At 66.9% G+C, this 19,634-nt stretch carries 20 protein-coding genes and 2 riboswitches; of the genes, 5 read left to right on the top strand and 15 right to left on the bottom strand.

The features are described 5' to 3' along the window. Positions 1–300 precede the first annotated feature (300 nt). Positions 301–558: a hypothetical protein gene (locus tag LDO86_RS02245; protein ID WP_018772209.1), complete on the top strand. Its 258-nt coding sequence runs from the start codon at positions 301–303 to the stop codon at positions 556–558. 99 nt (positions 559–657) lie between these two features. Here the strand turns inward: LDO86_RS02245 and LDO86_RS02240 are convergent, their stop codons facing one another. The 5 genes from LDO86_RS02240 to LDO86_RS02220 form a co-directional block, all read right to left on the bottom strand. After that, positions 658–1,434 (bottom strand): glycosyltransferase, encoded by a 777-nt coding sequence (locus LDO86_RS02240; protein ID WP_224084234.1) that lies wholly within the window; start codon positions 1,432–1,434, stop codon positions 658–660. Next, positions 1,431–2,810, bottom strand: a complete 1,380-nt coding sequence (locus tag LDO86_RS02235) for a bifunctional PIG-L family deacetylase/class I SAM-dependent methyltransferase (protein ID WP_224084233.1) — start codon at positions 2,808–2,810, stop codon at positions 1,431–1,433. The genes LDO86_RS02240 and LDO86_RS02235 overlap by 4 nt, the downstream gene beginning before the upstream one ends. Then, positions 2,804–3,892 carry a hypothetical protein gene (locus LDO86_RS02230; RefSeq protein WP_056389628.1) on the bottom strand — a complete coding sequence of 363 codons (1,089 nt, stop codon included), beginning with the start codon at positions 3,890–3,892 and terminating at the stop codon, positions 2,804–2,806. The genes LDO86_RS02235 and LDO86_RS02230 overlap by 7 nt, the downstream gene beginning before the upstream one ends. 55 nt (positions 3,893–3,947) lie before the next feature. Next, the gene (locus tag LDO86_RS02225; protein ID WP_056389630.1) at positions 3,948–4,637 is read right to left on the bottom strand and encodes an O-methyltransferase; all 690 of its coding nucleotides are present in this window, start codon (positions 4,635–4,637) and stop codon (positions 3,948–3,950) included. Between the two features lie 86 nt (positions 4,638–4,723). Continuing rightward, positions 4,724–5,047, bottom strand: coding sequence for a thiamine-binding protein (locus LDO86_RS02220; protein WP_018772214.1), 324 nt, complete (start codon positions 5,045–5,047; stop codon positions 4,724–4,726). Between the two features lie 124 nt (positions 5,048–5,171). On the opposite strand from LDO86_RS02220, the gene LDO86_RS02215 reads away from it, so the two are divergent. Next, positions 5,172–5,834 (top strand): TetR/AcrR family transcriptional regulator, encoded by a 663-nt coding sequence (locus tag LDO86_RS02215; RefSeq protein ID WP_056389672.1) that lies wholly within the window; start codon positions 5,172–5,174, stop codon positions 5,832–5,834. 97 nt (positions 5,835–5,931) lie between these two features. Next, complete coding sequence (locus LDO86_RS02210; protein WP_018772216.1) at positions 5,932–6,156, top strand: hypothetical protein; 225 nt, start codon at positions 5,932–5,934, stop codon at positions 6,154–6,156. Between the two features lie 81 nt (positions 6,157–6,237). Here LDO86_RS02210 and LDO86_RS02205 read toward each other — a convergent pair whose 3' ends face one another. The 7 genes from LDO86_RS02205 to LDO86_RS02175 all read right to left on the bottom strand — a co-directional run bounded on the left by LDO86_RS02205 (position 6,238) and on the right by LDO86_RS02175 (position 11,085). Further along, entirely contained in the window at positions 6,238–6,618 is a 381-nt protein-coding gene (locus LDO86_RS02205) for a hypothetical protein (RefSeq protein ID WP_056389632.1), read from the bottom strand. A gap of 81 nt (positions 6,619–6,699) precedes the next feature. Next, on the bottom strand, positions 6,700–6,837 hold the full coding sequence (locus LDO86_RS02200) for a hypothetical protein (RefSeq protein WP_223993586.1): 138 nt from the start codon (positions 6,835–6,837) through the stop codon (positions 6,700–6,702). Between the two features lie 233 nt (positions 6,838–7,070). Then, the gene (locus LDO86_RS02195) at positions 7,071–7,382 is read right to left on the bottom strand and encodes an AzlD domain-containing protein (protein WP_223993584.1); all 312 of its coding nucleotides are present in this window, start codon (positions 7,380–7,382) and stop codon (positions 7,071–7,073) included. Continuing rightward, a complete protein-coding gene (locus tag LDO86_RS02190) occupies positions 7,379–8,179 on the bottom strand; it encodes an AzlC family ABC transporter permease (protein ID WP_018772220.1) in 801 nt (266 codons plus the stop codon). The genes LDO86_RS02195 and LDO86_RS02190 overlap by 4 nt, the downstream gene beginning before the upstream one ends. Beyond that, positions 8,176–8,637, bottom strand: a complete 462-nt coding sequence (locus tag LDO86_RS02185) for a hypothetical protein (protein ID WP_223993580.1) — start codon at positions 8,635–8,637, stop codon at positions 8,176–8,178. The genes LDO86_RS02190 and LDO86_RS02185 overlap by 4 nt, the downstream gene beginning before the upstream one ends. Positions 8,638–8,792: 155 nt before the next feature. Then, a complete protein-coding gene (locus LDO86_RS02180; RefSeq protein WP_223993579.1) occupies positions 8,793–10,178 on the bottom strand; it encodes a CoA transferase in 1,386 nt (461 codons plus the stop codon). Positions 10,179–10,185: 7 nt separating this feature from the next. Further along, on the bottom strand, positions 10,186–11,085 hold the full coding sequence (locus LDO86_RS02175; protein ID WP_018772223.1) for a glycerophosphodiester phosphodiesterase family protein: 900 nt from the start codon (positions 11,083–11,085) through the stop codon (positions 10,186–10,188). 49 nt (positions 11,086–11,134) lie between these two features. Between LDO86_RS02175 and LDO86_RS02170 the strand changes: the two genes are divergently transcribed. Next, on the top strand, positions 11,135–12,496 hold the full coding sequence (locus LDO86_RS02170; protein ID WP_223993578.1) for a DUF445 domain-containing protein: 1,362 nt from the start codon (positions 11,135–11,137) through the stop codon (positions 12,494–12,496). Positions 12,497–12,712: 216 nt separating this feature from the next. On the opposite strand, the gene LDO86_RS02165 is transcribed toward LDO86_RS02170, so the two are convergent. The 3 genes from LDO86_RS02165 to cycA all read right to left on the bottom strand — a co-directional run bounded on the left by LDO86_RS02165 (position 12,713) and on the right by cycA (position 15,960). After that, positions 12,713–13,462 (bottom strand): 5-oxoprolinase subunit PxpA, encoded by a 750-nt coding sequence (locus LDO86_RS02165; protein ID WP_026266215.1) that lies wholly within the window; start codon positions 13,460–13,462, stop codon positions 12,713–12,715. Then, positions 13,446–14,246 carry a hypothetical protein gene (locus LDO86_RS02160; RefSeq protein WP_026266216.1) on the bottom strand — a complete coding sequence of 267 codons (801 nt, stop codon included), beginning with the start codon at positions 14,244–14,246 and terminating at the stop codon, positions 13,446–13,448. Before LDO86_RS02160 ends, LDO86_RS02165 begins: the two co-directional genes overlap by 17 nt. A 172-nt stretch (positions 14,247–14,418) precedes the next feature. Then, positions 14,419–15,960, bottom strand: coding sequence for a D-serine/D-alanine/glycine transporter (gene cycA / locus LDO86_RS02155; protein ID WP_223993577.1), 1,542 nt, complete (start codon positions 15,958–15,960; stop codon positions 14,419–14,421). Positions 15,961–16,106: 146 nt separating this feature from the next. Next, positions 16,107–16,205: riboswitch (glycine riboswitch) on the bottom strand. 291 nt (positions 16,206–16,496) lie between these two features. Further along, positions 16,497–16,597: riboswitch (glycine riboswitch) on the top strand. 160 nt (positions 16,598–16,757) lie between these two features. Here cycA and gcvP point away from each other — a divergent pair. After that, on the top strand, positions 16,758–19,631 hold the full coding sequence (gcvP, locus tag LDO86_RS02150; RefSeq protein ID WP_224084232.1) for an aminomethyl-transferring glycine dehydrogenase: 2,874 nt from the start codon (positions 16,758–16,760) through the stop codon (positions 19,629–19,631). The last annotated feature ends 3 nt before the right edge of the window (positions 19,632–19,634 follow it).

Raw genomic sequence — 19,634 nt, 5'->3', positions numbered from 1 at the left:
AGGGACTAGGCAGGACCTTCAAGATGGAGGAAAATTCATCTTGGAGGTCCTGTTGAGGTTTCCCGGGTGGCATGCGGCCCGGGGCAATGCGGGGTCGGCGGTGAGATGGCCTCTTCTGAGACCGAGGCCAGTCCCCCCAGTCGCCGTCGGCCCCCTCAGCCTCCCCCCGGCGGTCAGGCCCTGACTGGACAAAGCGCAGTGAACTGCAATACTTTCTTGAATACCTCGCCGGGATCCTTTGGAGACCGGCAGGTCCGCTGAAGCAGACGGCGGCACCACGGTCAACCCTTATGAGCGGACATGCCTGCTACCCATTTTGAACAGTTTCTTTCCGAAGCAGTTGTCGCGGACAGGGAGCCAGGCCTGGGCCTGGGACGCGACGAGCTGTACGGCCTCTACACCAGCTGGTGCCTCCTGCACAAAGCTGAACTGCAGCCGCCGGCTGCGCTTTGGGAAGCCATGCACGATGCCGGGATCAACCCGGACAGCAACAACCTTTCCATGACCGGACCCGCCGCGGCGGACTACATCGTAGCCAGCGCTCCGGACTTGGTATAAGGCCTGCACGCGGAACCTGCGTCCGCACCGTAAAGGGCTGTTGCCGGAAGGCAGCAGCCCTTTCTGCATCCCATGCTGCCCCGCCGTTGAGGGTCCCGGCTATGGCTGGGCCAGCGCCAGGAGGTAGGCGGCAAACCCCCGCGGCGCCCGCCCCACAGTCCTTCCGGAGGTGAGAACCCGGGTTGTGTCCGTGGCAACCATGCTCGCCCCGCTGCCGCGAAGCCGGTCCACCAGAGCCCGGTCCTCATCGAAATCAACCCCGGGAAACCCGCCTGCCGCAAGGTAGGACGAGGCACGCACCCCAAGGTTGGCACCGTACACGTGGGGGTGGTTCTCCGTTGGAACATGCCGGGCATGCCATCGGGCAGCGAGGTGGTGGGGCATGCCGTGGCCATCAGGCTCCACAGATCCAAGGACGACGTCGGCACCCCCGGCGGCCAATTCCAGTTGGCGCACCAGCCAGTTTTCCGGAACGCAGGAATCGGCATCCGTGTTGGCCAGCCAAACGTGCCGCAGCGAAGAACCTGCCGTGGATCCACCCGCAGGAGAACGCCTGGTTGCGTTCTCCAGCGCGGCTTCGGCCCCTGCCTGCCTGCTCTTGCCCACGCTCCGGAAGTCCACCGGCAGGACCATGTACCGCGGGTCCTCAGCAGCAAAGACCGCCGCCACCGCAGCGGAGCCATCCGTGCAGCTGTCCAGGACAACCACCACCTGCACGCGTACGCCGGTAAGTTCCGACTCGGCCCGGTCTGCCGCGGCACGGGCTGCGGTCAGCGCACGCTTAAGGTGCTGCTCCTCGTTGTGCGCGGGAATCACCACCGCAACTTGCCGGATGCTGTTGGCAGCGCCGCTTCCCCCTGAAGCCGTGACCGTCATGCCGACGCTTTGTGGCCGGGGGCCACCATGAGTTCCAATACGAAGTCCCGTTCCTGGTACAGTCCTGCGGTCCGCCAGCCCAGACGCTGCCGGGCCATCGCGTGGACGGTGTCGCCGTCGAGTTCCCAGCCTGCAATGGGATGCCGCCAGTGGCACAGGAGCAGGGTTCCGCCCGGGTTCAGGGACGCTTCGATCCGGTCCCACAGTTGGCCCAGCTCACCCGCGGACAGGTAGTAACCAACCTCCGAAACCACCACAAGGTCAAAAGTTCCGCCGGGCCATGCCCCGGGAACGACGCAGTGTTCAACCCGGACCCCGGGGCAGCCTGCAAGGTGCTGCCTGGCCCGGTGGACCGCGGTTCCACTGGCATCCACCGCCAACATCTTGCGGCACCGGGCAGCCAACCCGGCTGTCAACGTCCCGATGGAGCAGCCCACTTCCAGGCCGCTTTCATAGGATTCCTCCGGGAGGGCAGCAAGGGTGAGCGCCCGCTTGCGCCGCTCGTACCAGCTCCCGGTGTAGTTCCAGGGATCCGTGGAGCCACCATGCACGCCGTCGAAGACCAGTTCCGCGTCATCGCTAGAATGCGCCTGCGCGGATGCAGTGGGCGCCGGCGTCCAGGCGAAGACCTCAAAGGGGCGTGAGAAGTGCGCCAGGAATTGCCCGCTGAGGAGTGTTTCGTCGCCGGGAAGCGGAGACAGGGGCTGCACCTGTGTTGCGTGCTCCGCCATGGCCCGCCTTTTAGCCGCCCGGGCCGGTTCATCCAGGTGGAATCGCAGCCATGACCGCCATTCCGGCACCTGGGGTGCGGCCCAGTGCCAAAACCAGATGGGGTATTCCAGCAGCGCGTGGCCGTCCTGCCGCGCAACTTCTGCCGCCGCCGCACCGAGCGCATCGTGGTCACCATGCCCGTCGGCCCGGTACGGTGCCACGAGGGCCAGCCGGTCGGGATCACCGGGAAGCCGGCGGGCGGCCTCCCGGACAGCCTTGGCCATGGTTCCGGCATGCTCTCCAAGTCCGCGGTCCGGCAGCCCGAGGAATGCCCAGCGGTCCGCCAGGCCCAGTGCGGCCAGGGCCGCTGAGAATTCAGCCAGCCGGGTGTGGGCCAGCTGTTCCGGGGAGGTGGTGGGCGAATCCGGGTGTGACCCCTCCCCTGCCGTGCACAGCAGGACTTCCACCTCGGCTCCCAGTGCCGCCAGGGACGCCATCAGCCCACCGGCCCCCAGTGTCTCGTCATCCGGATGCGCCGCCAGGACCACGAAGCGCATGCCGGCCAGTTCGGCGGGGTCAAGCGGCAGCTCGGGTGCTGCGTCCAGGCCGCTCACGGCCCAGGCGGCCTCGCCAGTTCCCTGGTCAGCGTGCGAAAAGGTCACCACGGGCAGTCCCCCTTGAGCGCAAGCCGGCCCAATTGGGCATCATCCCGTGCCCCGTGATGCTGCCGGACGTAGAGTGCCAGGTCGGCCATCCTCTTGGCGTACGGCCCGTCAAAGGCAAGCGGACCTGGACCCCGGTTGGAAGCCACCAGGGAAAGGACGCGTTCGACGGCGGCCGCAACAGTTCCGCGGACCCGCTGCGCTTCGCTCCACGCGCTGTGGTTGCCGGCGGAGCCGAGGGTGCCAGCATCGATGCCCGCTGCGGTCCGGGCAAGATACTGCAGGGCAGCCGAGAGCGTGCGGTCCACCTCTCCGAGCGCCGCAAGTGCCACCTGGTCGGGCTCCCGCCCCGCTTCGGCCCCTGCCAGCAAGCCGTTGCGGAAGTCCCGTGCCACGCCCACTGCTCCCCCCAGCCAGCAGGCAGCCACGCCTATCCCGCCCCAGGCGAAGCCAGGCCGGCTGTGGTACCAGCCGGTACCACCCAGGGGGCTCGCCGGGACCTGGTCGAAGTGAACTGTTCCGCTGGGGATTTCCTGGAGCCCGCGCGCGATCCACTCCGGTTCCTCACATGCCACGCCGGGATGGCGAAGATTGACCGCGAAGGCCGCCCTGCCGCCGTCGTCCGTGTGGGCGGTGACCACCGCGCAGTCCAGGGCCGCGGCGAGGGAACACCACGGCTTGGACCCGCTGAGGGTGGTGCCGGCACCTGCGGAATGCGCTTCGAGCCGGGCACCCGGCGCCTCTGCGGCGAAGACGCCCCATGCGGCATCCCTGCTCCCGTCCGGAAGCGGGTGTCCGGGCTCAGCTGCGTGGGCAGCCTGGGCAAGAATGGCGACGGCGTCGAGGTGCGGCTCAAGCACCCGGGCCGCGGCCACATCGGTGGCAGCCACGGAAGCCAGGAGCTCCCACAACACGGCGGTCCGCCCCTCACCGGGCCGCGGCCACGTCCGCCCGGCCTCGACGGCAAGGGCCAGCAGGGCAGGGACGTCACCCGTTGCGGCGCCGACGGATTCGACCAGCGGAACCCATGGCGAAAAATCTGCGGGCGTGGAGTCCAGGAGTACAGGAGCAGGTGCCGCGTGCAAAAAGCCCTCCCTCTACGATGCCCGGCACTGCGCCGGACGCATCTCCACAGCTTACTTACTGTTTTTGCGGGAGGATGCGCGCCAGCGCGAACCCGTCCCACCCCTTGGAACCCACCGTCTGGATGACAGTGGCGTCCAGGCGCGGGTGGTTGCCGAGCAGCCGGAGTGCGTCGATGATTCCTGGCGCGTTCACCGGGTCCATGTCCGGGTCCAGGACGGCCCCTTCCCAGATCGTGTTGTCCAGGACCACCACCGCACCCGGCCTGCCCAGCTTGACGGCCCAGTCGAGGTAGCGGCTGTTGTTTTGCTTATCGGCGTCGATGAAGATGAAGTCGAACGGCTCCCTGTCCTCTTCCTCGAGGGCAGCCAGGGTTTCCAGCGCGGGGCCCAGCCGGATTTCCACCCTTTCACCCAGGCCGGCGGCGTCGATGTTGGCCCACGCCACTTCTGCATGCTGCGGCAGGTATTCGCAGGTGACGAGCTTGCCGTGGTGGGGAAGGCCGCGGCCCATCCAGATGGTGCTGTAACCCGCCAGGGTCCCGATCTCCAGGATGCGGTGGGCGCCGGACAACTGGACCAGGAGCTTCAGGAGCTTCCCGGCGTTTGGCGCCACCTCAATGGCCGGCATGCCGGCGTCAGCCGCAGTGCGGATGGCCTGCTGGACCGCCTCGTCCGGATGCACCACGGTGCGGGACAGGAACTCCTCGGTGGCAATCCATTCCGGCCGGGGTTTGTGCTCGAACATGGGCACAGTTTGGCACGCGGCGTTCCGGCGGTCCAGACACTTTAGCCGGGCCCACGCCAGCCCCGGCGCGGAGGCTCAGGACAGGCTTAGGACTCCTGGGCCAGGGCGTTTTCGAGGCGGTCCACCTTTGCCGTCAACTCGCCGCTGTAACCGGGCCTGATGTCGGCCTTGATCACCAGTGAGACGCGGCTGCCGTAGCGTCCGACCGCCTCGGTGGCGCGCTTTACGACGTCGAACACTTCATCCCACTCACCCTCAATGGTGGTGAACATGGAATCGGTCTGGTTGGGCAGCCCGGATTCCCGGACGATCTTCACGGCGGCTGCAACGGCGTCGTGCACGGACGCATCGTTTGGCCGGGAACCTTCGCTGGGAACGCCTGACGGAGCAACAGAAAATGCAAGCAACATGCCTCCAAGTTTCGCACGCGGTCCCCGGACTGCCGCAGGCCCAAACGCGGGAGCGCGCCGTCACATAAGCTCCTACCCCGGAGTAACCATGGTGGCCGAAGACTCCGTTGCTACCCTTTTGGGCATGAGCCTCGCAGTCGCCCGTAAGCCCCTCCGCGCAGACGCAGCGCGGAACGTGGACAAAATCATCACGGCGGCGCGCCAGTGCTTCCGGGAGTTCGGCCCGGAAGTACCGCTCCAAACCATCGCATCCACCGCGGGCGTTGGCCCCGCAACCCTGTTCCGCAACTTCGCGGACAAGGAAGAACTGGTCCTGGCGGCACTGAACCGGCAGCTCCGGCTTACCGTGGATCCCGTCATGGACGGCGCCCTGGCCGATATCGATGCCGCTGCCGGGCTGCTGCGCGTGCTCGAGGCCCTGATGGCTGCGGCAAGCGACGACGCCAACCTGCTGTGCGCTGTGGCGGGCCGGCGCGAACTCCTCACCGGCATTACCGGGTCCCTCATGGAGTCGATCAGCATCCTTTTGGTGCGCGGGCAAGGCCAGGGAAGCCTGCGCACGGACATCACCATGACGGACATGTTCCGGCTGCTGGCCATGCTGATCGGCGTTGTCGACACCATGGAGCCGGGCTCCGATGCATGGCGCCGTCCGCTGGCACTGGTCGAGGACGCCATCCGTACGGTCCGCCCGCCACGCCCGCTTCCCGCGCTGGTGCCCGTCCCTGCTGCCGCAGTACCCGGCATCCCCGGGGGCACCATTGTCGGCACACAACACGTGCAATAAACTCAGAGCGGGGTTAGGCAGCCAGCCTCGAATAGTCCGAGATGGAGCGACCCATGGAACTTTTCCTGCGTATCCACCCTGCAACCGCCGCGCTGCGATGACCAGATCAAAACTCTTCCACTACCTCACTGACGCCCGCGGGCCAGAAGAAGTCCTCCCTGCGCTGACAACCGCGGAACTCGTCGAATTGCTTGACGCCCTGTACCAAAACCTTGATACCCCCGAGCCCGAGTTCGGCGCGCAGGTGTGGTACGAGATGGGCGTGGAAGAAAGCTGCCGCAGGTCGGTCTCGCCCGACGGCGCAGCCCACGGCGTGGCGTAGCTACCGCTGTATCGAGCCCCTGACAGCCGGCCGGCGCTGCCCGGCTGTCAGGAGTGTTTCCCCGGTATCGGGAGCGTTCCGTCAGGGATTTTCCCCGTTTTCTCCAGTGCCGGTTTCTCCGCCTTGGGTGCCGGGCCGGGGCTGTTCTGATGGCTGTCCTGGCTCAGGATGCCCGTGTGACTGGGGTTCGTGGTCATGGTGCTCATGGAACTCGTTGGGGATGTGGTGCTTCGCCTCCATCAGGTGCTGCTGGAGTTTCTCCTCGGCATCCCGGCGCCGCCGTGCAGTGTCCCGTAATTCACGCGTTGCCTCGGAGCCGCGGGGGTCCAGGTAGGCGGGCCGCAGCTTGCCGGTTTGCTCAGCGGCAGGAATTCCAGTGCTGCGCGCTTCCCCAGCCTTCCCTTCGGTGTCCTCTGTGCCCTGGCCGTCCTGCGGCTTATCAGGCCGTGACTGTTCGTCCATCTCGATTCCTCCTTTGGTGGCCGCCTGGTGTGGGCTGCATCTCCTCCAGTCCACCACACCTGGCCCCGCGATGCTGGCCCGCTAGGCGTTGCCCGCGTCTGCCCGCTTGCGGAGTTCCTGACGCACCAGGGCCTGCAGCGCTGGAACGGACGACGACGGGTCCAGGTCGAATGCCTCCCGGAGCCTTTGGGCGAGAATTTCCAGGTCCTCTTCCGGCACGTCCGAAAGGCGGGAAAAGCGCCTGAAGAAGCGTTTGGCTGGGAGGCCCGCCCGCCGTCGGGCGTCCTTGTGGCGGGGTCTGCCCGCCAAGCCGCCTGCGGGATACAGCTGATTTTCCATGGTCGCCGTTCGTAGGAATGCCATGGCCAACTGCATAAGCCGATTTCATAGTACAGCCGCCGCCGCGCCGGGGAAGTGACCCCCATCACTAATTTATGCAGACGCCTGCCAAACTAGCTCCAGCCCAATGCCCTCAGCAGGGCAGCGGTACCGGCCCCGGCGATGACCACCACCAGGAAGGGTGCGCGGAACGCCAGCGCGAGTGCGGCCGCGGCAAGCGCCCCCAGCCTGGCGTCAGCCGCGAGTCCCTGGCCAGACACGACGGCATTCACCACGGTAAGGGAGGCCAGCAGGCCGATGGTCATGGTGCCCGCAACCCGGGATGTGCGCTGGTCCTCGAGGAACCTGGCGGGCACGAAGTAGCCCACGATCTTCCAGGCGTACGCCAGCGCGCAGGCAAGAAGCAGCCAGATCCACAGGCTCATGCGCCTGCCCCCGGATCCGTGCCTTCGCTCCCCTGCGCACCCGTATACGGGCGGCTTGCGTCCTGCTGCCGGCCAGGGTGATGGTCACGGTGTCCGCCATAGGGCTCGACGTCCGGCTCAAGGCCCTCGTCGCGCCGGCCGTGGCTGAACCAGCCCACCAGCGCGGCCACCAGGGCGGCCACCAGGATGGGCACCCCCGCCGGCACGAAGGGAACGGCGACAACGGTGGCCACCGCACACACCACCGCGATGGCAATGGGCTCGCGGCCCTTAAGCCTCGGCCAGAGCAACGCCAGGAAGGCGGCCACCGCGGCACCGTCGAGCCCCCATTGCTTGGGATCGCCCAGTCCGCTCCCGGCGAGCGCGCCCACGGCGGTGAAGAGGTTCCACAGCACGTAGACGCCAATCCCTGCAGTCCAGAATCCCCGCCGCTGCTCGGCCGGGTCCGTCTGGCCCGTGCTGGTGGCCGTTGATTCGTCGATGGTCAGCTGCGCGCCGACAAACTTACGCCAGCCGGTGGGCCGCAGCAGTGCGTTCAACTGCATGCCGTAGATGCCGTTGCGCATGCCCAACAGGGTTGCTGCGCTCATTGCGGCGATGCCCGAACCTCCACCTGCCACCACACCGATAAACGCGAACTGCGAACCACCGCTGAAGAGGAGCAGGCTCAGGGCCATGGTCTGCCACAGGTTGAGCCCCGAGGTCACTGCGAGCGCTCCGAAGGACACCCCATAAAGGCCGGTGGCGATGCTGATGGAAATCCCCACCCTGACCGCCGGCGAGGCCAGGAGTTTCACACCCAGCCTCCAGGTTTGCGTGCCTTTTGGATGGGCTTCCGGAGGCTCCAGGCCCAGAGGATCAACGGTGCCTGGAGCGGCAACCGCACGGTGTGGATCTTCCGCCGGCGGGGCGTACCCTGCGGACCATAAGCCTTCGCCAGTGCGTCAGCGTGTCCCGCCAGGAATGCGGCAAACATCGCTGTGAGGGCGGTGGCGGTCAGCTTCCGGGTGGGCGGGAGGAGGATTCCGACGGCGGCGGCCAACTCCAGCAGTCCACTCACGGCGATCCACTCATCCCGGGACAGGACGGCCAGGGGATGGTTGGGCACAGGATGGTTGGGCACCACAGTGTGGGCCGCACCGGGTTCCGGATCCGGTTCCGCGTCCCGGCGGCAGAGGTAGTCCGGAACGACGTCGCGGTAGAAGCCGGGATCCCTGAAGTGCTTGCCCGCGCTGGCCAGCAGGAGGGCTCCCATGGCAGCCGCGGACAGGGTCTGAACGGCGGGGCCCTGAAGGGAACAGTTCGGTACGGACAAGCCCCTGACTGCAGGACCGGACCAGGGAAGAGGCATGGAACCACTCAATCACAGCCACGGTGGCCGCCAGAAACCGGCCTGTGAGGCAAGGTCCCTCAATTCCAGGCGGGCGGAGAGCTTCCATACGGGGGCGGCGGGGACAGGTAGTCCACCGCCCGGCCCGCGTCCAGCAACGGTGGACCGACGTAGCGGAGCTGCCCGTAGGTGCTGTCCATGGAGTTGTGGTGGGGTCCGGGTAGCTCTGCCGGGCCGTCAGTGACCCCTGGTTCGGTGTCCCCTGCTTCGGTGCCCATTGGAAGGGAAAACAGTTCCTCGGCGGTGCGGGCCAGGGACAATTGCGCACAGGCACCCATCCCAGCCTCCCGGCGTCGGTCCAGGAGGCGGACGGCCGCCGCAGCCACCCCGTATCCTGTGGCGTGGTCCAGCGCCTGGACAGGCAGGGCACCCGGGCGCCACCCGCCGTCGTCATTGTCCTTCCCGTACACGTGCGCGATTCCGCAGGCGGCCTGGACAATGCTGTCAAAACCGCGCATACCGCTCCATGGCCCGGCGCTCCCCCAGCTGTTGAGGGTGACCACCACCAGCCGAGGGTGCGAGGCCAGCAGTTCCCGCGGGTTGAGCCCGAAACGGTCCAGGGCGCCGTGCCGGTAACCCGTGACCACGACGTCGGCGCGGGCCAGGAGCTGCTGGAGGCTGTGCTGGTTCTGCGGAAGCCCCAGATCGGCTTCCGCGCTGCGCTTGCCGAACGCGGTGTCCACGAACTGGTCTTCGATTTCCGGGAAGGCTGGCGGGTCGATCCGCAGGACGTCGGCTCCCAATGCTGCAAGCAGGCGGGTGGCCACCGGCCCTGCAATCACCCGGGTCAGGTCCAGGACCCGCAGCCCCTCCAGCGGCGGTTTGTGGCCGCCACCGATGCCCTCGCCGCCTGCCGTAGTAGCCGCCGCGGCAAAGTCCTGCAGTCCCAGACGGGCCGTGGTGCCGTCGGTATGCTCCACGGCAATCCAGGGTCCGGATCCCGCCGCCCGGCCCATGCCGGACGCAAGCCATTCGTCACGCGTCCTCACGGCCGCAGCGATCCCGCCGTGGCCCTGGATGGCGGCCTCAGCCTCAAGCGCCGCCATGGAACGAAGAGCCTGTTCCGCCCCTTCCGCGGAGGCGGCTCCCAAGGCGCGCAGCAGCCGCTGCTCGTGGTGCGGGTAGTTGGCGTGGAGCCGGATCCAGCCATCGCGGGTCTGCCGGAAGCCCGACAGGGGCGCGAAGCCCTGTGGCTTGCGTCCGGCAATCCGCAGGTGGCCGAAGGAATCGAAGGCAGCCGCGGTAAGCGCCGGCGTAGTGCTGAACCGGCCGGGCGTGCGCGCATACAGGTTCAGCGCTTCCGCCGCGGCTCCCACCGAGTACAGTGCCAGGCCTTCGACGTCGAGGGCGCCGGCCCACCAGCGTCGGGGCGAATACGGGAGCGGATTGACGTGGTGCGCGTCCACGTCCGCCCTACTTTCCCTGCGGAGAGGCTGCGTGGAGCTGGTCCAGGACGCGGGCCGGCACGTTGGTGGTGATCTCGTGGATGCCCAGCTCCTGGCAAAGTGCCACATCCTCCGGGGAGTCCACGGTCCACACCCGGAAGCGCCGCCCGGAGTCCAGCCATCGGCGGATTGTGGCCGGGCGCTCCCTGACGTAGTCGATGCCGGGGCCGGCCATTCCTACTTCCCGGTCGTCCAGGATCCGTTCACCCTCCAGCTGGGTGGCCTTCATGAGGTTGGCGACGGCGCTCCCCGTAATGAGGCCCAGGCCCAGCCCGCCGCGGATCTCATGGATGGTGAGGTCGTCCACCAGTTGGCAGATGTATTGCGGCGGGACGGACTGGAGCAGGTGGCGGACCGAGTCCGGGCTGAAGCTCATGAAGGTCACGGCCACGTTGTCCACGGTGGAGCTTTGCGGGTCCCAGCCCTCGCTGCGGAGCACCTCCAGCACGCGGTCCTCCAGTTTGAGCTGGTAGGGACTGGGATGCTTGAGCTCGATGGCGAGTTTCACCGGGCGGCCCGCCCCGCGGAGGATGTCCAGCAGCTCCGGGAGGGTCAGCAGCTGTTCCGAACGTGCTCCATACTCTTCGGGAATGCGGACCCCCTTCCAGGATGAGAAGTCCAGCTGGTGCAGCTCGCGCAGGGTCCGTTCAGCCACCGGCCCGGTCCCGTCCGACGTCCGGTCCAGGTTGGCGTCATGGAGCAGGACCAGGTGCTGGTCCCGGGTGAGGTGGACGTCGCACTCCACCCCGTCGGCCCCGTCAGCCAATGCCTGCAGGTAGGCGGCCCGGGTGTGTTCGGCGTATGCGCCGCTGGAACCACGATGGGCAAAGACCAGCGGCCGCTGCGGCACTGACTCGTCAATTGTCATGGACACACGGTAGCCGACCGGCCCCCGCCTTCGGGGCTAGGCTTGGCACATGCAGGTGAACTCTGAGGCAACTACTGGGCCAACCACGCAGGATTCCCCCGCCGAGGCCGCGCAGCAGGTGCGCCCTGGCACTATGGCGGCAGGCGCCGTCGTAAGCCGCCAGCCCGGTGCCGGCGACGCCGAGAAAGCGGCAGCGCTGCGGAAGATGAAGCTGCTGGCGCTGAGCCTGCTGATCGCCATGGCCGTGATTTTTGTCTTTGCGTTCGCGCTGCAGAAGGACTACCCGTGGCTGCAGTATGTGCGCGCGGCGGCCGAGGGCGGAATGGTGGGCGCGCTGGCCGACTGGTTCGCCGTGACGGCCCTGTTCAAGTACCCCATGGGCATCAAGATTCCCCACACCGCCATCATTCCCCGCCGGAAGGACCAGATCGGGGCCTCGCTGGGCGAGTTCGTGGAGACCAATTTCCTCTCCGAGCAGGTGGTCCAGGAGAAGCTGGCCAGCGTCAACATCGCGCGCCGGGCCGGCGTTTGGCTGGCTGGCCCTGGTGGTGCCGAACGCGTGGCCAAGGAGGGAGCTGCCGTTATCCGCGGCGCCTTCAAGGTTTTGAATGACGACGACGTCCAGGCCGTCATCGAGGGCATGGTGCGCAAGCATCTGCTCACCCCGCCGTGGGGACCTCCCGTGGGCAGGCTGGCGGAGCGCATCTTCCATGACGGGCACCATCACACGCTGGTGGACCTGCTGGTGGACCGCGCGGCGGACTGGGTGGACGATAACCACGAAACCGTCACCCGCCTGGTGTCCGACCGCTCCCCCACGTGGGTTCCGCAGTTCGTGGACGGACTGGTGGGCGACAAGGTCTATATCGAGATCCTGAAGTTCGTCCGTGCCGTCCAGGCTGACCCCCGCCACCAGGTGCGGCAGTCAATCGACAAGTACCTCAACGACCTGGCACAGGACCTGCAGCATGACCCCGCGATGATTGCGCGCGCGGAAGACATCAAGGCGCAGGTCCTGGGCGACCCCGAAGTGCGCGAACTGGCCTCGCGGACCTGGGGAACGGTCAAGAACGCGCTGCTGGGCGCCGTGGATGATCCGGACAGCGAACTCACCATCAAGTTCAAGGCTGCGGTGCGCGATTTTGGGTCACGGCTCGTGGACGACCCCGAACTGGCCGGGAAGGTCAACGCATGGATCGGTGACGCCGCCGGGTACCTGGTCCGCACCTACCGTTCGGACATCGCAGGCGTTATTACGGACACCGTGGCTCGGTGGGATGCCGAGGAAACCTCGCAGAAGATCGAGCTCCAGGTGGGTAAGGACCTGCAGTTCATCCGCATCAACGGCACCGTGGTGGGGTCCCTGGCCGGGCTGGGGATTTTCACGGTGGCACAGCTGATCTTTGGGTAGTTTTCCGCTGCTGTAGGTCCCGGGTGGACTTGGCGCTGCGCATCTTCCTTTTCGCTGCAGATTCATCTTGGCGCTGCGCATCTTCCTTTTCGCTGGGGATATTTGGGGTGCGAAAAGGAATGTGCGTGTCGATAAGGCGTACGACGGCGGCACGGAGGGCTGGAGTGACGCTGGAATTGTTGGAAAGAAGTCGGCCCGCCGTACGGCTGCAGGCTCCTACGCGAAGGACTCCAACCCGACGCCTGCGTCCTGAAGTCCTGCCCTGATCCGGGCCGCCATTTCTACGGCGTCAGGGGTCCCACCGTGAATGCACAGGGAGTCGGGCCGTACCGCAATTACGGATCCGTCCACGGCAACCACTTCGCCTTGCGTGGCCAGGCGGACGGCCCGTTCGACCACCGCATCGACGTCGTACAGGACGGCAGCGTCCTCGGAGAGCGGCACCAGGCCGCCGTCGGCGAGGTAGGCACGGTCGGCGAAAGCCTCAACGAACACCGGGTGCCCGGCTTCCTTGGCCTGCTTCAGCAGCTCCGAGCCCGGGAAGCCCAGGAACGGAAGGCCTGGATCGTAGGCGTTGACCGCAGCCACTACGGCGGAGGCCTGCTCGGCGTCATGGATCGTGGTGTCGTACAGCGCTCCATGCGCCTTCACATAGTCCACGGAGGCGCCCACGGCATGCGCAACCCCGTCGAGCGCGCCCAGCTGGTACAGCACGTCCCCGAAGAGCTCGTCGAAGCTCATGCCAAGCATGCGGCGCCCGTAGCCGGCCAGGTCCCGGTAGCCCAGGTGCGCGCCGACGGTGACATCAAGTTCGTACGCGGCCCTGCAGCTGTCGAGCATGGTGACGGGATCCCCCGCGTGGAGGCCACAGGCTACGTTGGCGCTGGTTGCCAGCTGGAGCATCGCCGGATCGCCTCCCGCGGTCCAGGAGCCGAATGATTGGCCTACGTCAGCGTTGAGATCCAATGATGTTGCCTTCCAGCGTCAGGTTGTCCGGCCCGGCAGCGGAAGTCAGCTCCCCGGGAATGGTGTCCGGCATCGGCCCGAACGCCTCCCGGGCATTCTTGGCCACCGCACGGCCCATCACGAGGTTACCGGCTCCGCCGACAACGGCCCCTATGCCGAACGGGAGGGCCCGCCCGAACAAGGCAGTCCCTTGGCGCTTGAGCAGGTTCTTGAGGAAGGCATGCTGGATCCTCTTCCGGACGCTGCCGAAACCCGGCACCACCATGGATTTGGACAGCGCGTTGCCCCAGGTGTTGGTGGCGCCGCCGGATGCCTGGCCGCTGAGCGTGCCCAGCAGGGCGGTGCCCTCCTCGCCGAGCATGATGGCCATGACCATGGTGCCGGCCTTTTCCGGGTTGGTCAGCCGGATGCCGTGCAGTTCAGCCAGCGAGGTTGCGTACAGGGCTGTGGCTTCCAGGAAGCCAACGGTGGCGGCTGCGGAAAGTCCCAGCGACGCCACGGTTCCAACGCCGGGGACGACGGCGGTGGCACCCACCAGGGCTCCCCCTCCGGCAACAGCCCGCAGGTAGTCGCGCTCTGCGATGTCCGCCAGCTGCGCGGCCGTCGCCCGCGGATGCCTCTTCTGGAGCCTGCGGATGTAGCCAACCACCAGGGGCCGCTGGATCTGCACTGCTTTCAGGAGCATGTTGTGGACGCCGGGCTTGGGCTTGCCCTCGGCGTCAAACATTGCGTTGTGGGCGGTTTCCTGTGCGATGCGTACTGCGGGGTTGCTGCGCCGGGCCATGGTCACCTTCATTCAAATCGACCTGCAGCGGGTAGGCTGCCGTGCCTTTCCATCCTATGTGGATAGACACTAAGCATGCTTAACTTCCGGGCCGTGGCTTCGTCCGGCGCGCTGCGGCGGCAGGATGCGGTACCTGCACCTCACCGCCGCCGCTGCAACCCGCCGTCGGACGTTACTTCCCGGCCTGCTGGACCTCGCGCCCCGCCGCCCCGGCGTCCTGGCCGCCGCTGCGCGCGGCAGTGGCCTGGTCTGCCTGAAGCTCGGCACGGAAGACCTCGAAGCGGGCCAGGTGGGCGGGACGGCGCCGCAGGATGGCCCAAGCCACGCCCAGGATGACGAACCAGATGGGGGTTACCAGCAGTGCAACGAGAGTGTCGGGCTGGGTGGTAAGGGCCCAAAGGACGAAGGCGAAGAATGCGTACACCACCCACACGGCGGGAATGCCACCGGGCATCTTGAACTTCGACGCCGCATGCAGGTGCGGCCGGCGGCGCCGGAAGGAGATGTAGCTGGCGAGGATGATCGACCAGACGAAGACGAAGCAGACCGCAGACACGGTGGTCACCATTTCAAAGGCCATGCCAACATCCTGGCCGGCATACATGAGTACGACGCCGGACAGCAGCAGGACGCAGGACAGGAACAGCGCGTTGCTGGGCACCTTCCTCGTGGAGAGCCGGCTGAAGATACCGGGGGCATCGCCTTCCTGGGCCAGGCCGAAGACCATGCGGGACGTGGAGTAGATGCCGGAGTTCGCGGAGGACATCGCCGAAGTCAGGACCACCAGGTTGACCACCGTGGCCGCGGCGCCGAGGCCGGCCAGGGAGAACATCCCGATAAAGGGGCTGTGGCCGGCGGCGAACTGGGTCCACGGGGTGACCGCCATCAGGATGACCAGCGCACCGACATAGAAGAGCAGCACGCGGACGGGGATGGCGTTGATGGCCTTGGGCAGCGTGCGCTCGGGGTTCTTGGCCTCGGCGGCGGTGGTTCCCACCAGTTCGATGCCTACGAAGGCGAAGACTGCGATCTGGAATCCGGCCACGAAGCCCATGAACTCATTGGGGAAGAACCCGCCATGGCTCCACAGGTTGGTGAAGCTTGCGGTGCCCGCGTCGCTCTGGAAACCGGTGAAGATCATGAAGAGTCCCACGATGATCAGGGCTGCGATGGCGACGATCTTGATGAGGGCGAACCAGAACTCGGTCTCGCCGAACGCCTTGACGGTGGCGAGGTTCAGCAGGAGCAGGATGCCCACCGTGGCCAGGCCCGGGATCCAAAGTGGCAGCGCCGGCCAAAGTTCCTTTGAGTACCCTGCGATGGCGATGACGTCGGCGATTCCGGTGATCACCCAGCAGAACCAGTACGTCCAGCCCGTGAAGAATCCGGCCCACGGCCCCAGGAGATCGGCGGCGAAATCACTGAAGGACTTGTAGTTCAGGTTGCTGAGCAGCAGTTCACCCATGGCCCGCATGACGAAGAAAAGCATGAAGCCGATGATCATGTATACGAAGATCACGGATGGGCCGGCCGCGGAGATGGTCTTGCCGGAACCCATGAACAGGCCCGTGCCGATCGCGCCGCCGATGGCGATGAGCTGGATATGCCGGTTGGTGAGCTGCCGCTCCAGGTGGGGAGGCTCGCTGCGGGCTGCCGTGGCAGCGCCTTGGCTGCGGGCTGGTTCGCCGTTGGACGTGGGGGGATGAATCGCCATGAGGAACTCCATCGATAAAGCGGCTTTTGGGTGCCGCAAAAGATTTGGTTCCTCCCCGCTCTGTAGTGGACCTGAGAGTTTCCGCAGCAAAAGCCGCTTGCACCGCCGGTGAGCCAGGGTCATGCCCGGCTGCTTTCCAGAGTTGCCTGTCCGCGGCGGTACGTGGGCCTGAGAGTTTCCTGGGGAGGGTTTGCTCCTACGGCGCCTGCTGGATGTACCCGGCAGGGCTCTCCCGCCGCAGGTCGAAGGCGTATTCAGTTGGAAGCCGCAGGCTTTTTGGGCCACGGCCGGTCATGCAATGGGACAGGCGCCGACTGGTGGGCTGCTCCGGATACGCTGAGCCAGCCACCGGCGGCGCCAATCCCGGGGTTCAGTGTGGTGTCCGTCACGATCGAATGTCAAACCCCTCCCGACACAAGCGGGGAAGAACGGCGTCACGTGCCCCTCGAGCCCCGCACGGAAGCCGCCCGATTTGCCACGGACGGGTCTATCCCGGTACCTTGTGAGCCGAATCACCCACATTTGAATAAGCCTTTCGAGCTGTGACGGGAGAGTCCTCCCGGCGAAACACCGGTCAGGCGCCGTAGGAGCAAATCCTCCCCAGGAATCTCTCAGGCCCCCGTACCGTCACGGCGAGGCGACTCTGGAAAGCAATCAGGCTTCTGCCTGGTTCACCGACGGTGCAAGCGGTCCCCTGCCAACAGCAGGCAACGCGGAATCTCTCAGGTCCAATACAGAGCGGGGAGGAACCCATCCCACGCCGTGCCACCTTCGGCCGGCCAGATCTGGAGTTCCTCATGACGATTCATTCGCATCCAACATCGTTTGTTGACCGCCATATCGGCGCGCGCCGCCAGGCCGACATCGACACCATGCTCAAGGCCATCGGCTACGACAGCCTGGATGGCCTGGTTGACGTGGCCGTCCCCGCGCCCATCCGCCAGGAAACTGCGCTCAAGCTGACCGACGCCCTCAGCGAGGTTGAAGTCCTCACGGAACTGCGGAAGCTTGCCGCCAAGAACAAGACGGCAGTCCAGATGATCGGCCAGGGCTACTACGACACCGTGACTCCGCCGGTGATCCGCCGCAACATCCTGGAATCCCCGGCCTGGTACACCGCCTACACGCCCTACCAGCCGGAGATTTCCCAGGGCCGGCTTGAGGCGCTGCTGAACTTCCAGACCATGGTGCAGGACCTGACGGCGCTCCCGGTAGCCAACGCTTCCTTGCTGGACGAGGCAACGGCGGTGGCCGAGGCCGTGCTGCTGATGCGCCGCGCCAACAAGTCCAAGGCAGCGAAGGACGGCAAGACGGTGCTCGACGCCGACTGCCTCCCCCAGACCATCGCCATCGTGCTGGGCCGGGCGGAGGCGCTCGGCTTCGAGGTGGAGGTCGCCGACCTGTCCAAGGGCCTGCCCGACGGCGACATCAACGGCGTCGTCCTGCAGCAGCCCGGCGTCTCCGGCCGCGTCTGGGACCAGTCCGCCGTCATCGCCGAAGCCAAGGAGCGCGGCGCGCTGGTCACCGTGGCTGCGGACCTGCTGGCCCTGACACTGATCACCCCTCCGGGCGAGCAGGGCGCGGACATTGCCGTCGGCTCCACCCAGCGTTTTGGCGTGCCGCTGTTCTTTGGGGGGCCGCACGCCGCCTACATGGCCGTCCAAAAGGGAATGGAACGTACCCTCCCGGGCAGGATCGTGGGCGTCTCCAAGGACAACGCCGGCACGCCTGCCTACCGGTTGGCCCTGCAGACCCGCGAGCAGCACATCCGCCGCGAGAAGGCCACGTCCAACATCTGCACCGCCCAGGCGCTGCTGGCCATCGTGTCCTCCTTCTACGCCGTTTACCACGGCCCCGACGGCCTGAAGGCGATCGCAGAGACCGTCCACCACAAGGCCAGGGTCCTGGCAACAGCACTCACGTCACTGGGCCGCGAACTGGTCACGGACTCCTTCTTCGACACCCTCACCGTCCGCGTTCCGGGCAAGGCCGCCAAGGTGATCACCGCCGCTGAAGCCCGCGGCATCAACCTGCGCTTCATCGATCCGGACACGGTGGGCGTCTCCGTTGATGAGACGACGACGGCGGCAACACTTTCCGCCGTCGCCGTCGCCTTTGGCGCCGGTCCGGTGGGTGACGCCCAGGGATTCGAACTGCCCGACACCATTGTGCGCACCTCGGCCTACCTGCAGCACCCGGTCTTCAACACGCACCGGTCTGAAACCCAGCTGCTGCGTTACATCCGCAAGCTCTCGGACCGCGACCTGGCGCTGGACCGCACCATGATCCCGCTGGGTTCATGCACCATGAAGCTGAACGCCACGGCCGAGATGGAAGCCATTTCCTGGCCGGAGTTCGCCTCGATCCACCCGTTCGCCCCGGACTCCCAGACCGAAGGCTGGCGCGAACTCATCGCCGGCCTGGAAGCGGACCTCGCCGAGATCACCGGGTATGACCAGGTGTCCATCCAGCCCAACGCGGGCTCGCAGGGCGAACTCGCCGGGCTGCTCGCGATCCGCGGCTACCACCATTCCCGGGGCGAGCAGCAGCGCAACGTCTGCCTGATCCCGGCCTCGGCGCACGGCACCAACGCCGCCTCCGCCGTGCTCGCGGGCATGAAGGTGGTCGTCGTGGCCACGGCTGCCGACGGCACCATCGACCACGACGACCTGACGGCCAAGATCGAGGCCAACAAGGACGTCCTGTCCTGCATCATGATCACCTACCCCTCCACCCACGGCGTGTACGACTCCGATGTCCGCGAGGTGTGCGACGCGATCCACGCCGCGGGCGGCCAGGTGTACGTTGACGGCGCCAATCTCAACGCCCTGGTAGGGCTGGCCCAGCCGGGCCAGTTCGGCGGGGACGTGTCCCACCTGAACCTGCACAAGACCTTCTGCATCCCGCACGGCGGCGGGGGACCCGGCGTCGGGCCCGTTGCCGCCAAGGCGCACCTGGCACCGTTCATGCCGGGCGACGCGAACAAGGCGGCGCACGAAGCCGGGCACGGTGTGGCGATCTCGGCGTCCCGGTTCGGTTCGGCCGGCGTGCTGCCGATTTCCTGGGCCTACGTGAAGCTGATGGGCGGTGAGGGCCTGACCGAGGCCACCAAGTCCGCGCTGCTGGCGGCCAACTACGTCGCGTCCCGCCTGAACGAATACTTCCCGGTCCTGTACACCGGTGAAGGCGGGCTGGTGGCGCACGAGTGCATCCTGGACCTGCGCGAACTCACGGCGAAGACGGGAGTCACGGCCGAGGACGTGGCCAAGCGGCTGATCGACTTCGGTTTCCACGCCCCCACCCTTTCGTTCCCTGTCGCGGGCACGCTGATGGTGGAGCCCACCGAGTCCGAGGACCTGGCCGAGATCGACCGCTTCATCGAGGCCATGATCAGCATCCGCAAGGAAATCGACCAGGTGGCCAGCGGCGACATCACCCTGGAGGCATCCCCGGTGCGCAACGCACCCCACACGGCCGCCGCCGTCGTCAGCTCTGGCTGGGACCGCGCCTACCCGCGGGAGCAGGCGGCCTTCCCCGTTGCCTCGCTCCGCCAGGACAAGTATTTCCCGCCCGTCGGCCGGATCGACGGCGCCGCCGGCGACCGGAACCTGGTCTGCTCCTGCCCGCCCCTCGAAGCGTTCGAGGACAGCACAGCCGAATTTGAGAACTGAGGA

Source organism: Arthrobacter sp. StoSoilB19, assembly GCF_019977275.1.
In the GTDB taxonomy this organism is placed as follows: Bacteria; Actinomycetota; Actinomycetes; order Actinomycetales; family Micrococcaceae; genus Arthrobacter.
The sequence above is the reverse complement of the archived record's forward strand: the minus strand, read 5'-3'. Positions and strand labels throughout refer to the sequence as shown.